Source organism: Alitiscatomonas sp. (assembly GCF_037242085.1).
GTDB classification, from domain to species: Bacteria; Bacillota; Clostridia; order Lachnospirales; family Lachnospiraceae; genus Alitiscatomonas; species Alitiscatomonas aceti.
In genome coordinates, this window is sequence record NZ_JAXXBR010000109.1 from 1 (window position 1) to 13,004 (window position 13,004).

The 13,004-nt window shown below is 52.8% G+C and carries 11 protein-coding genes; 6 read left to right on the forward strand and 5 right to left on the reverse strand.

Translation table 11 applies throughout. The features are described from left to right. Nucleotides 1-55 precede the first annotated feature (55 nt). From gpmI to WIH05_RS11465, 3 genes are all read left to right on the forward strand, one after another. Nucleotides 56-1,597, forward strand: coding sequence for a 2,3-bisphosphoglycerate-independent phosphoglycerate mutase (gpmI, locus tag WIH05_RS11455; RefSeq protein WP_022273782.1), 1,542 nt, complete (start codon nt 56-58; stop codon nt 1,595-1,597). Nucleotides 1,598-1,846: 249 nt separating this feature from the next. After that, nucleotides 1,847-3,517 (forward strand): M28 family peptidase, encoded by a 1,671-nt coding sequence (locus tag WIH05_RS11460; protein ID WP_337425406.1) that lies wholly within the window; start codon nt 1,847-1,849, stop codon nt 3,515-3,517. 26 nt (nt 3,518-3,543) lie between these two features. Next, nucleotides 3,544-5,169, forward strand: coding sequence for an ABC transporter substrate-binding protein (locus WIH05_RS11465; RefSeq protein ID WP_022273785.1), 1,626 nt, complete (start codon nt 3,544-3,546; stop codon nt 5,167-5,169). 47 nt (nt 5,170-5,216) lie between these two features. Here WIH05_RS11465 and WIH05_RS11470 read toward each other — a convergent pair whose 3' ends face one another. The 3 genes from WIH05_RS11470 to WIH05_RS11480 form a co-directional block, all read right to left on the reverse strand. Continuing rightward, the gene (locus WIH05_RS11470) at nt 5,217-5,948 is read right to left on the reverse strand and encodes a hypothetical protein (RefSeq protein ID WP_022273786.1); all 732 of its coding nucleotides are present in this window, start codon (nt 5,946-5,948) and stop codon (nt 5,217-5,219) included. Then, nucleotides 5,945-7,129, reverse strand: coding sequence for an ATP-binding protein (locus WIH05_RS11475; protein ID WP_022273787.1), 1,185 nt, complete (start codon nt 7,127-7,129; stop codon nt 5,945-5,947). Before WIH05_RS11475 ends, WIH05_RS11470 begins: the two co-directional genes overlap by 4 nt. Nucleotides 7,130-7,280: 151 nt before the next feature. Beyond that, nucleotides 7,281-7,634 (reverse strand): helix-turn-helix transcriptional regulator, encoded by a 354-nt coding sequence (locus WIH05_RS11480; protein ID WP_022273788.1) that lies wholly within the window; start codon nt 7,632-7,634, stop codon nt 7,281-7,283. A gap of 174 nt (nt 7,635-7,808) precedes the next feature. On the opposite strand from WIH05_RS11480, the gene WIH05_RS11485 reads away from it, so the two are divergent. After that, nucleotides 7,809-8,777 carry a carbohydrate kinase gene (locus tag WIH05_RS11485; RefSeq protein WP_337425407.1) on the forward strand — a complete coding sequence of 323 codons (969 nt, stop codon included), beginning with the start codon at nt 7,809-7,811 and terminating at the stop codon, nt 8,775-8,777. 14 nt (nt 8,778-8,791) lie between these two features. On the opposite strand, the gene sigG is transcribed toward WIH05_RS11485, so the two are convergent. Then, complete coding sequence (gene sigG / locus WIH05_RS11490) at nt 8,792-9,568, reverse strand: RNA polymerase sporulation sigma factor SigG (protein ID WP_022273790.1); 777 nt, start codon at nt 9,566-9,568, stop codon at nt 8,792-8,794. A 114-nt stretch (nt 9,569-9,682) separates the two neighbouring features. Beyond that, a complete protein-coding gene (locus WIH05_RS11495; RefSeq protein WP_337425408.1) occupies nt 9,683-10,453 on the reverse strand; it encodes a type III pantothenate kinase in 771 nt (256 codons plus the stop codon). A gap of 122 nt (nt 10,454-10,575) precedes the next feature. Between WIH05_RS11495 and coaBC the strand changes: the two genes are divergently transcribed. Together coaBC and WIH05_RS11505 are read left to right on the forward strand one after the other, a co-directional pair. Continuing rightward, a complete protein-coding gene (gene coaBC, locus WIH05_RS11500) occupies nt 10,576-11,787 on the forward strand; it encodes a bifunctional phosphopantothenoylcysteine decarboxylase/phosphopantothenate--cysteine ligase CoaBC (protein ID WP_337425409.1) in 1,212 nt (403 codons plus the stop codon). Nucleotides 11,788-11,887: 100 nt separating this feature from the next. Next, on the forward strand, nt 11,888-13,004 hold a 1,117-nt coding region (locus WIH05_RS11505), incomplete at its 3' end, for a peptide chain release factor 3 (protein ID WP_337425410.1).

The window sequence follows — 13,004 nt, forward strand, 5'->3', positions numbered from 1 at the left end:
ATACAATAGAAGCGTTTCTAAAGGATACAGACCAATAAAGGAGTGGAAGAAATATATGAGCAGAAAACCAGTTGTACTGATGATCCTGGACGGATATGGATTAAATAAGGAAAAGCGGGGAAATGCGGTCCTGGAGGCCAATACCCCGGTGATGGACCGGCTGATGAAGGAATGCCCCTTTGTGGAGGGAAATGCCAGCGGGCTGGCCGTGGGGCTTCCCGACGGGCAGATGGGCAACTCTGAGGTGGGGCATCTGAACATGGGCGCAGGCCGCATCGTATACCAGGAGCTGACGAAGATCACAAAGGCCATCGAGGATGGGGATTTCTTTGAAAACAGCGAGTTTTTAAAGACAGTGGAGAATTGTAAAAAGAACGGCTCTGCCCTTCATCTGATGGGACTGGTATCCGACGGAGGCGTACACAGCCACATGACCCATATCTTCGGGCTTCTGGAGCTGGCCAGAAGAAACGGACTGGATAAGGTGTTTGTCCATTGCTTCCTGGACGGAAGGGATACGCCTCCCTCCTCTGGCCGGGAGTTTGTGGAGGCGCTGGAAGGAAAAATGAAGGAACTGGGCGTCGGTAAGGTGGCCTCTGTCATGGGCCGTTATTACGCCATGGACCGGGATAACCGCTGGGATCGTGTGGAGCTGGCTTACAAGGCCCTTACAAAGGGAGAGGGAAAGCAGGATCCCTGCGCCGCTGCGGCCGTACAGGCGTCTTATGATGAAGGAAAGACCGACGAGTTCGTGGTTCCCACGGTGATCACTGAGAACGGACGGCCTGTGGGTCTGGTCCAGGATAAGGACTCTGTGATCTTCTTCAACTTCCGTCCGGACCGGGCCAGAGAGATCACCCGCGCGTTCTGTGACGATGCGTTCACAGGCTTTGACCGGGATAAGAGACTGGAGCTGGTCTACGTCTGCTTTACGGATTACGATGAGACCATCCCCAATAAGCTGGTGGCCTTTAAAAAGGAAGCCATCACCAATACCCTGGGCCAGTTCCTGGCGGATCACCATATGACCCAGGCCAGGATCGCGGAGACAGAGAAGTATGCCCATGTGACCTTCTTCTTCAATGGCGGTGTGGAGGAGCCCAATCCGGGAGAGGAGCGGATCCTGGTGAAATCCCCCAAGGTGGCCACCTATGACCTGCAGCCGGAGATGAGCGCCCCGGCGGTGTGCGATAAGCTGGTGGAGGCCATCGGCTCTGGAAAATATGATGTGATCATCATCAACTTTGCCAACCCGGATATGGTGGGTCATACGGGAGTGGAGAACGCGGCCATCCAGGCGGTGGAGGCTGTGGACGCCTGTGTGGGAAGAGCCGTGGAGGCCATCGAAAAGGCGGACGGCGCAATGTTCATCTGCGCAGACCATGGAAATGTGGAGCAGCTGGTGGATTATGAGACCGGAGAACCGTTTACGGCCCACACGACGAATCCGGTGCCGTTTATCCTGGTGAATGCAGGCGCAGAGTACGGCCTCAGAGAGGGCGGCTGCCTGGCAGATATTGCTCCGACGCTCATCGAGCTCATGGGTATGGAGCAGCCGAAGGAGATGACTGGGAAATCTCTGCTGGTGAAGCGGTAAGGAGACCGGAACGGCGCGCCGGGAGACAGATTCAATGAAAATAAGAGAAAGTGTGCAGATAACCGAAAAAAGGGAACTGTACACTTTCTTTTTGTTTTTGTGAATGAATCTATTGACGGAAAAATAATCAGATGATACTATGAATATATGAAAATATTTTAATATTTATAAAAGGAGATGAAGAAAATAAAAGATAAAAAAAGGATTTTATATAAAAAAACCGAATTTTCGGAAGCGGTCAGCGGAGCCTTGGACAAGTCGCGGATCATGAAGGATGTGGAGATGTTCTGCCGCCTGGAACGGTATACGGGCTCCAGAGACGGAGAGGAAGCAGCCGAGCGGATCGCGGAACGGATGGAGGAGCTGGGGATCCCTGTGGAACGGGAAAAATATCAGGTATACCGGAGCCTTCCCGGAGCGGCGTATCTGCGGGTCCTGGAGGACGGGACAGGGGAGGCTGTTCCTCTGACCCCGTATGTATACAGCGGGACAGCGAAGGATCTGGAGGCGGAGCTGGTTTTTGACCGGACCAGCGCGGCCGGAGGCTGCAGCCAGAGAGAGCAGAGGGCCAGGATGGCCGGTTTTTCCGGGAAGCTGGTCCTGACGTATGAGAACAGCTTTTCGTTTGCGTGTGAGGCAAAACGGGCCGGAGCCCTGGGGGTGCTCACCATCTGGCACGCGGACCTGGCGCACCATGGGACTCTGGGGGGAGTCTGGGGAACGCCGGAGCCGGAGGATCTGTCCTGGCATTATCCAGGGATCCCGTTCGCGGAGATCGGGAAAAACGCTGGGGAGGAGCTGCAAAAACGGCTGGAGTCCGGTCCGCTGACCGTGCGTCTCAGCATTGAGATGTGCCAGGGGATCGTTTCCAGCACCATGCCAGTGGCGCGGATCCAGGGAAGGTCGGAAAAATTTGTACTTGTCTCCGGCCATTATGATTCCTGGTATGAGGGGGCCACGGATAACGGAGTGGCCAACGCCGCCATGATGGAGCTTGCCAGAGTGTTCCAGGAGAACCGGGAGCGGCTGGAGCGGTCAGTGGTGTTCGCCTGGTGGTCCGGCCATTCAGACGGCCGTTATGCCGGATCCGCCTGGTATTACGACCACCATTGGGAGGAGCTGAAGGAAAATTGTGTGGCGCATATCAATATGGATATCTGCGGCTGCAAGGGCTCTGATGTGGTGGGGTTCCAGACGTCCATGCTGGAAGGAGCAGACTTTGACCGGGAATTCCTGAAGGGATTCAACGAGGGGGAGCCGGATCCGCCGGTGCCCATGACCCGGTTTGCAGACCAGACCTTCTGGGGAGCGGATATTCCCTTTGCCATTATGCCGAAGTTTATAAAAAAGGATCATGAAATGTTTTACTGGTGGCACACCAGAGAGGATACCTTTGATAAGGTGGATCCGGAGGTGGCGCTGCGGGATACAAGGGTCATTGGGGAGCTGGCGGCATTCTTCGCGAACTGCGGGAAGCTCCCGGCAGACATGGGCGGATTTGTGGACTTTATGGAGTCCCGCCTCCGCGCCATTGAAGAGAGGCTTGGCGGAGACTTTGACCTTTCTCCGGTGTGGCCGGTGCTTGGCAGGCTGAGGGAGGCGGTCATGGATCTTGAAGCGTCCATGGAAGGCCAGGAAAATACAGATGACGCCATTCTGGAGACTGCCGGGGAGCTGGCGAGGATCACCTATACGGCGTCCAGTCCGTACCACCAGGATCCGGCGGTGAAGGCTCCTGTCTTTTCCGGGCTTGCCATGGCAGAGGGACTGACCCGGGAAAATACGGAAGAGGAATATTATCTGGCGGTGCAGACCAGGTTCGTGCGTCAGAGGAACCGGCTCACAGGGCAGATGAAGCAGGTTTCGGAGATCTGCAGAAGGTGGACCGCCCGGTGGGAAAATCAAGAGGGGAATATGTAAAAACTATATACAAGGAGGAGCACTGTATGAGGAAAGGTATGTATGGGAAACTGACGATGCTGGCGGTGGCTGGCGTCATGGCGCTGTCGGGCTGCGGAAACAGCGGGGGAGATACTGGAACAGCGGCGGAGCCAAAGGGGGAAACGACGGCTTTAGCGGGGACGGAGACGGAAAAGGCGTTAGAGGAAGCCAGCCAGGGGGAGAAGGAGCCGTCCATTGGGCGGACGGATATTATTTCTGCCAACACCAGCGATATCCGGTCCATGGATCCCCAGGTGGGAGTGGATTCTCCGTCTGCAACGCTGAACCGCCACATTTATAACGGCCTGGTAAAGATCGATGAGAACCGGGAGGTCGTGGGGGACCTGGCGGAGAGCTTTGAGATGGTGGATGACAAGACCTATAAATTTAAGCTCCGGGAAGGCGTGAAGTTCCATAATGGGGAGGAGCTGAAGGCCAGCGACGTGAAATTCAGCCTGGAGCGGGCCAAGACCATGCCCAAGGCCATGTCCAACGCGTCGGCCATCGACCATGTTTCGGTGGAGGGGGATTATGACCTGACGATCCATCTTTCCCGTCCATATCCGTCCCTTCTTTATGTCCTCAATGACACCAGCATGAAGATCCTGTCGGAGAAGGCTGTGACTGAGGCCGGGGAGACATACGGGGAAGAGCCCATAGGAACGGGCCCGTTCATGTTTAAGGAATGGGTCCCCAACGATCACTGGACGCTGGTGCGGTTTGACGATTACTTTGACGGACCGGCCACAGCCACTTCCATCACCAACCGGATCATTCCCGAGGGGAGCGCCAGGACCATTGCCCTGGAAACGGGAGAGATCGACGTGATCTTAACGGTGGATCCGGTGGACGCCGCCAACGTGGAAGCCAATGATGAGCTGGTACTGGAAAGCTGGCCGTCGGCTTCAGTGGAATTCATGGCGTTCAATACCACGAAAAAGGGACTGGATGACGTCCGGGTGCGCCAGGCCATTACATATGCCATGAACCGCCAGGAATTTGTGGATACGATCGTAGAAGGCCGCGGCGAGGTGGCCAGCTCCTTCATTGCAAAGACCCTGCCGGGGTGGAATGAGGAAGTGCAGCCGTATCCCCAGGATCTGGAAAAGGCCAGGGAGCTTCTGGCAGAAGCAGGCTATGGGGACGGGCTGGATCTTAAGATGTACGTATCCGGAGACGTGAGGAACCGTACCGCCCAGGTGGTCCAGGCCCAGCTGGCCCAGATCGGCGTCAACGTGGACATCAACGTTTACGAGTGGGGCGCGTTCCAGGATGCGATCAACGCCGGAGAGCATGAGCTCCTGATCCTGGGCTGGACCAATACCACCTGTGATCCGGAATACAGTGTGACGCCGCTGTTCCATTCAAAAAACTGCGGCATGAACGGAAACCGGGCATATCTCAGGGATGAAAAGGTGGATGAAATGATCGACGCCGCCAGCATGGAAACAGACCGGGAGAAGAGGCTTCAGACATATAGGGACCTCCAGGTCCGCTTAAATGAGCTCTGCCCGTGGGTGCCGCTGTATTATAAGAGCAATATGGTGGGAAGAAGGGCGGATCTTAAGGGATTCCAGTTTAATAAAAATACAGCCCTCCATTATCTGGGAGACTGTTATTTTGAGAAGTAGGAGAGGACAGCCGCATCGGAGAAATCCGGTGCGGCTGCTATTTTTGTTTATCTGCCAAGAAGAGAGATATCTCGTTCAAATTCCCGTGCGCTCAGACAGAGTTCTGTTACCCGGTCCCAGTTTTTACAGACAACTGGGGCAAACTGTTCAAAAATCCGGGCTCGTTTGTTTTTTCCGGAAATTCGTATACCATGATATATCTTCTTCTTAGCGATGACATTTTCCCAGGGGTTTTCCATAAATTCAATTTCGGGCAGGTTATCGTAGGCGGCAGCGATCCAGGCTTCGGTGCTGTCGCAGGGGATAACGATGCAGGTACGGTCTATTTCTTTTAACCATGAACGGATCAAAGACTTCAGGTGTTCCATATAACTGGAAACGGGTGCGTTGTGCTCAGGGCAGGGAAGCAAGACAGGGCAGTTATTCCGGTATTCTGGTTTAATGTCACACTCCAAAGGATTCCGGATATTTTGGAGGGGGCATTTCACTGAGCCACACCCGCAATGGGAGACTTTCTCCTTTCTGGATACGTCACCATCCATCTGAATGACCAGAAAGTCCAACGTGGGCTGAATTTTATCCATAAGCTGCATCCGGATACTGGCGTAATCATGACACCATTTCCAGACGCCTTTCCATCCGTTTCCGTATTGTCCGCGCAGATCAGGCTCAGGCTGAAGCAGTACAAAATAGTTGGTATCTCCGGTTATAAGATTAATAACATTTTTAAGGATGATGTAGTCGGTTGGACCTTCACAAATAATCCCTATATTTTTCATAGCAGTGATGGAACACCTCCCAGTCTTCCGCTGATCCAGAGCCTGGATAAAGGAAGACCTTCATCGATCAGCTCCTGGGAAACAGAAATCCGCCGGATCTGGGCATATCCGTTACTGTCACGGTCTACGGCAAACAGCCGTATATCGTCATTCTGCAGGTCCAGTCCATCCAGTACCAGCGGATTATGGGTGGTCAGAAAAACATGCTTATTATTCTGGATAATCTGTTCACAGAACACCTGGATCATTTTTTTTGCCAGGCGGGGATTTAACGCGTGGTCAAAGCTGTCTACTGAGAAAATAGATGGACCCATGGGATGCATGGCAAGCGTCAGCATGAACAGGACATATAAGGCTCCCTCGCTGGCATCATAACCGGTAAAACGAGCGGTATCCTTCATATAGCGGTCTGTAAATTCAATGACCTGGCGTGTTGTGGGGATATTGGCGTTGATCGTTGTTTTTTTTGGCGTATCCACAGATATATCGGAGGCCCAGTCGATCATGTCAAGGATGTCATCCATATATAAATTTCCGAAAAACAGATCCCCGTCGTTTTCATGGATCAGTGTCCGGATCGCCTCGGCCAGACGTCCGCCATTCAATCCGACAGGAGAAACCTGATTGGGATCTGGGATCGTGCCTCTCAAAGTCAAGGTGTTTGGCTGGAAAATACCGTAAGATGAAAAATCCTCCGCGATTTTGCGGCCGGTTGTCAGTTCTGGGTCATTATCAATGAGAAAGAAGCCGATATAACTGTTGGACTGCTGCTGGGAGGCATTGCTGCGTCCCCATATTTTTTCTCCGTTCTGAAGAAATGCCTCAGAGTGGTATTTCCAATAGTCGGTATCAGTAGGAGTTGTCAGATGTACATCGTAACGGAATTTATCTGTACAGCAGTCATCTTCCCATTCCAGGGAAAGATCGATCATGGATCGTTGTCTCTTAAGATCCTTAAAACTGGATTTGTAAAGCGAGGGAATACTGAGGCGCACGCCTTTGCGCTGGAGGCTGGAAGAATCGACACGGTCGGTCATAGCCGCACTTAATAAACCGATCGCTTCCAGGATCGTAGTTTTTCCAGAACCGTTGGCACCGATAAATACATTGACTTTACCAGGTTCGAAGGCTGCGTTATACAGGGACTTAAAGTTCCCAAAAGTAATTTTTCGTATATTCATAATTGCTGCCCCTTTCTAAAATACAGTATAACATAATCCATGAATTAAATACAAACATTTTCCGGTGTTTAGCCATATCTAATCTTAGGATTACTGTGCTTGTAAAAATAAGGGGCAGCTGCGTATGGGAGAGAAGATGCGGCTGTCTGGTCTATGGGTATTCTTTTTCTTTATCAAGCTGAAGATAGAAGGCGAAGAGTTTCAAGGCACGCTTGATTTCTGTATCAGAATACTGGCGGCAGAGTATATTGAAAAATTTATAATTTTCTGATGAAGGGGATTCCTGTTTTCCGAATAAAAGATAATCAACAGAGACATGGCAGGTATACGCAATCTGGGCAACTACATCCAGACTGGCAGTACGTTTTCCCTGTTCAATCAGTGCGAGATAAGACGATGAAATATGTATCATATCAGCAAACACTTCCTGGGCTTTGTTCTGGGTATTTCTGAGTTCCCGGATCCGCTTTCCCATTGATTCCAGATCAACCGTATATGTATCCAATGGTGGCCTCCTTTTTTCTAAATATCTTATATTACATAATAAAATGGAAATATATGGAAATCATATCATTCTAAAATATAGAAAACATTTCTGCCCCCCATCATTCGTTCTTGAATCTGATCCCGTCCACTGCTATAATTTCTTTAAAATCTACCACACAAGGGGGAATTCACCATGTACGACGTGACAGCCATCGGAGAGCTTCTGATCGATTTTGCAGCCAGGGATACGGATGCGGCCGGGTATTCCACCATGAAGGCAAATCCGGGCGGAGCGCCGGGAAATTTCCTGGCGGCTCTAAGTAAATACGGGCTCCGGACGGCATTTCTGGGCAAGGTGGGAACGGACGCCTTTGGCGGGCTGCTCATAAATACCCTTAAGGAGGCCGGGATCGAGACAAAGGGGATCCGGCAGGACAGCTCGGTGCTCACGACCCTGGCCTTTGTTACCTTTGACGCCGGAGGAGACCGGTCATTCAGCTTCGCCAGAAAGCCGGGGGCGGATACGCAGCTTTCCTTTGAGGAGCTGGACCTGGAGATCATCGACCAGGCAAAGGTATTTCATTTCGGCACCTTAAGCCTCACAGACGAGCCGGTGCGCACAGCAACGAAACGGGCGGTGGAATACGCCCGGAAAAAGGGAAAGTGGATCACCTTTGATCCGAATTTGCGGCTTCCCCTGTGGAACACGCCGGACGAGGCCAGGGAGCAGATCCTCTGGGGGCTTTCCCAGGCGGATGTGGTGAAGATCAGCGACGAGGAGGCGGAATTCCTCTGGGGGATCACCGACGAAGAGAAGGCGGCTGAAAAGCTCCAGAAGGAATTCGGCGTAAAGCTTTCCATGGTGACTATGGGCCCCAGGGGTGCGTATCTGTCCAATGAAAAGGCGGCCGCCCGGGCAGCCTGCCCCAGAGTGACGCCGGTGGACACCACGGGAGCCGGGGATATTTTCGGGGGAAGCGCCGTGGCCTGGCTTTTAAAGTCCGGGAAAGCGCCGGAGGAGCTGGATGAAAAAGAGCTGGCCGCCATGGGCGCTTTCGCATCCACAGCGGCCAGCCTGTCCACAGAAATGCCTGGAGGGATCCCCAGTATCCCATCGGAGGAGGCGGTCCTTAAAAAGCTCCGGGGATCAGAAGCCATATAAAAGAAGGGGAGCGGTCAGGACAGATAGCTCCGCATGGTCTTCAGTGCATTTTTTTCCAGCCTGGAGACCTGGGCCTGGCTGATGCCCACCTCCTCCGCCACCTCGGTCTGGGTGCGGCCTTCATAAAAGCGCATGCGGATGATGTTCCGCTCCCGGTCCGGGAGCCGTTTCATGGCCTCGTTTAAGGAAAGCTGCTCGATCCAGTTTTCCTCCCTGTTTTTCTTATCGCTGATCTGGTCCATGACATAAAGGGGATCGCCGCCGTCGGTATAGACAGGCTCATAAAGGCTCATGGGCGTCTGGATGGCGTCCATGGCATAGGTGATCTCCTCTTTGCTCAGACCCACCTCATCAGCGATTTCCATGATGGTGGGTTCTTTCATGTTCTTTTTCATGAGGTTTTCTCTGGCGTAGATGGCTTTGTAGGCAGTGTCCCGCAGGGAGCGGCTGACACGGATGGAATTGTTGTCCCGGAGATACCGGCGGACCTCCCCAAGGATCATGGGGACCGCGTAGGTGGAGAAACGGACGTTCTGGGTGATGTCAAAATTGTCGATGGCCTTGATTAGGCCGATGCATCCGATCTGGAACAGGTCGTCCACGTTCTCGTTATTTCCGGAGAAGCGCTGGATGACGCTTAACACAAGACGCAGATTTCCTTTGATATAGTCCTCCCTGGCCTGCTTATCGCCGGCCAGGATCCTTTTAAAAAGCTCTTCCTTCTCTTCTGTGGTAAGTAACGGCAGCTTGGCCGTATTGACTCCGCATATTTCAACCTTATAACCGGACATATCCTTACCTCCTGGATCATTCTCTGGATTTTGCTATATTGAGAATGATGTACGGTTTTGGTAAGGATTATACCGGAGGCCGGCTGGTAAATTCTGCAGGCCTGTTTTAACGGGTTATTCTGTCATGTTCTGACGGTAAAGGATCAGAAGGCCCCGCAGCAGGAGATCCGCGTCGTAAATGATCTTATGGGTGCAGAGGGGAGTGATGAACCGGGACATGCCTCCGGTGGCCACCAGAGTCGCCGGTTCTCCTAATTCTGCCTCCATCCGGTCAATGAGCCCGTCCAGCATGGCGGCGTTGCCGTACATGATGCCGTTTCTCATACACTCGATGGTATTTTTTCCGATGGTCCGTTTGGGAACATCCAGGTTGATCCTGGGAAGCTGGGCCGTATTGGACACCAGGGAATTTAAAGAGACCTTGACACCTGGCAGGATCACGCCGCCGATGTAGGAGCCTGCCTTATCCACCACATCCATAGTGGTGGCGGTCCCCATGTCGATGATGATGATGGGGCCCTCATATCTTGCAATGGCAGCCACCGCAGCCACGATCCGGTCGCCGCCTACGGCCTTAGGGTTGTCCATTTTAATATTTAAGCCGGTCTTCATGCCAGATCCCACTAAAAACGGCCGTTTTCCGGTGATCTTTTTTACGGCCGAGGAAAGAGGGGCGTTTAAGGGCGGTACAACGGAGGAGATGATGGAGCCCTCGATGTCGCTCCGTTTTACCTTGTGTATTTCCAGGATGTTTTTCAGCATGATGGCGTATTCCAGGCTTGTCTTGCGGTCGTCGGTGGTGATCCGCTCTTCAAAATATGTGGACTGGTCATCCAGCCCGCCCACGACGATATTGCTGTTTCCCATGTCTACGGCTAAAATCATAAAGAAAACTCCTTCCACATTTGAATCGTAAGTGATATAATTAAGTGCTATGTACGATCATTATTTTTTAATGAAAGTGATTTTACCACAAAATAATCGGAAATACAACGGAGGATTCCAAAATGTTGAAGGGAAAAACAGTGCTTTTATGCGTGACAGGGAGTATTGCGGCCTATAAGATCGCTTATCTGGCCAGCGCGCTGAAAAAATTAAGGGCCGATGTCCATGTGATCATGACAGAAAACGCCACCAATTTCATCAATCCCATTACCTTCGAGACGCTGACCGGGAACAAGTGCCTGGTGGACACCTTTGACCGGAATTTTGAGTTTTCCGTGGAGCACGTTTCCCTGGCAAAGCTGGCGGATGTGGTGCTGGTGGCTCCGGCCTCTGCCAATGTGATCGCAAAGCTGGCCCATGGCCTGGCTGACGATATGCTGACCACCACCGTCCTGGCCTGCACCTGCAAAAAGATCATAAGCCCTGCCATGAACACCCGGATGTTTGAAAATCCCATCACCCAGGATAATTTAAGGATCTGTGAACGGTACGGGATGGAGGTGATCTCCCCGGCCAGCGGCTATCTGGCCTGCGGGGATACGGGAGCCGGGAAAATGCCGGAGCCGGAGGTACTGCTCCAGTATATTTTAAAGGAGATCCGGTATGAAAAGGATCTGGCCGGGAAAAAGATCTTAGTGACCGCCGGTCCCACCAGGGAGGCCATCGATCCGGTCCGCTACATCACCAACCACTCCACCGGGAAGATGGGATACGCCATTGCGAAGACCGCTGCGTACCGGGGGGCCCAGGTGACTCTGGTCACAGGACCGGCGGAGGAGAAGCCGCCCATGTTCGTGGACCTGGTGCCGGTGGAGAGCGCCAAGGAGATGTTTGAGGCCGTGACCGCCAGGAGCGCAGGGCAGGACGCCATCATAAAGGCAGCGGCGGTGGCTGATTACCGGCCTAAATTCGTCAATACGGAAAAGACAAAGAAAAAGGACGGGGATATGGCGATCCAGCTGGAGCGCACCGACGATATCTTAAAGTGGCTGGGAGAGCATAAGAAAGAGGGCCAGTTCCTCTGCGGCTTTTCCATGGAAACGGAGCATATGCTGGAAAATTCCAGGGCAAAGCTGGAAAAGAAGAAGCTGGATATGATCGTGGCCAATAACCTGAAGGTGGACGGGGCTGGCTTCGGCACCGATACCAACGTGGTGACGCTGATCACCAGAGAAAAGGAGACGGAGCTTCCCAAGATGTCCAAGGAGGACGTGGCCGGAAGGATCCTGGACGCTGTTTTTGGAATGGAGAGGAAGGATCCGGAGGATTTTTAAGACGGAACGGGTCTGGCCCAGATTATACTTGACGAATGGTGAATTTATTGGCAAAATAAGGATGTTGTGATTTTAAGACGTTTGAATTGGAGGTTTTCCATTGGCAGCTTTTGCAGATGAAATAAAGAGACGGCGCACCTTTGCGATCATTTCGCACCCGGACGCCGGTAAGACGACACTGACTGAAAAATTCCTTCTTTACGGAGGAGCCATCAATCTGGCGGGAACCGTAAAGGGAAGGAAGGCCACAAAGCATGCGGTCTCCGACTGGATGGAGATCGAGAAGGAGAGGGGAATTTCCGTTACCTCTTCGGTTTTACAGTTTAATTATGAAGGCTACTGCATCAATATCCTGGACACGCCGGGCCATCAGGACTTCTCGGAGGATACCTACCGGACCCTTATGGCTGCGGACTCGGCGGTGATGGTCATCGACGGCTCCAAGGGTGTGGAGGCACAGACCATCAAGCTTTTCAAGGTCTGTGTGATGCGCCATATCCCGATCTTTACCTTTGTGAACAAAATGGACCGGGAGGCCAGGGATCCCTTTGAGCTGATGAGCGAGATCGAAGAGGTCCTGGGGATCCATACCTGCCCCATCAACTGGCCCATCGGCTGCGGCAAGAATTTTAAGGGCGTATACGACCGTCAGACAAAGCAGATCACCACCTTCACGGCCGCCATGGGAGGCCAGAAGGAGGTGGCCAGCAGGACCTTCGACGTGGAGGGCGCGGATGTGGACTCCATCATCGGCCAGGATTACCATGCCCAGCTCAGGGACGATATCGAGCTTTTAGACGGAGCCAGCGATGAATTTGACCAGGAGTTGGTAAACCGCGGCGAGCTTTCTCCGGTGTTCTTTGGTTCGGCTTTGACCAACTTCGGCGTGGAGACCTTCCTGGAGCATTTCTTAAATATGACCTCCTCCCCGCTTCCCAGAAAGACTCTGGACGGCCAGGTGGATCCGTTTGATGAAAAGTTTTCCGCCTTTGTATTTAAGATCCAGGCCAACATGAACAAGGCCCACAGGGACAGGATCGCGTTCATGCGGATCTGTTCTGGAAGGTTTGAGGCTGGAATGGAAGTGAACCATGTCCAGGGCGGGAAGAAGATCCGTCTGACCCAGCCCCAGCAGCTGATGGCGGAGAGCAGAAAGATCATCGAGGAGGCGTATGCCGGAGACATCATCGGCGTATTTGATCCGGGTATTTTCTCCA

Bases quoted from the DNA above. Each gene is read 5' to 3' on its own strand.
- gpmI (WP_022273782.1), top strand. From the start codon at position 56: ATGAGCAGAAAACCAGTTGTACTGATGATCCTGGACGGATATGGATTA.
- WIH05_RS11465 (WP_022273785.1), top strand. From the start codon at position 3,544: ATGAGGAAAGGTATGTATGGGAAACTGACGATGCTGGCGGTGGCTGGC.
- WIH05_RS11470 (WP_022273786.1), bottom strand. From the start codon at position 5,948: ATGAAAAATATAGGGATTATTTGTGAAGGTCCAACCGACTACATCATC.
- WIH05_RS11475 (WP_022273787.1), bottom strand. From the start codon at position 7,129: ATGAATATACGAAAAATTACTTTTGGGAACTTTAAGTCCCTGTATAAC.
- WIH05_RS11485 (WP_337425407.1), top strand. From the start codon at position 7,809: ATGTACGACGTGACAGCCATCGGAGAGCTTCTGATCGATTTTGCAGCC.
- sigG (WP_022273790.1), bottom strand. From the start codon at position 9,568: ATGTCCGGTTATAAGGTTGAAATATGCGGAGTCAATACGGCCAAGCTG.
- WIH05_RS11495 (WP_337425408.1), bottom strand. From the start codon at position 10,453: ATGATTTTAGCCGTAGACATGGGAAACAGCAATATCGTCGTGGGCGGG.
- coaBC (WP_337425409.1), top strand. From the start codon at position 10,576: ATGTTGAAGGGAAAAACAGTGCTTTTATGCGTGACAGGGAGTATTGCG.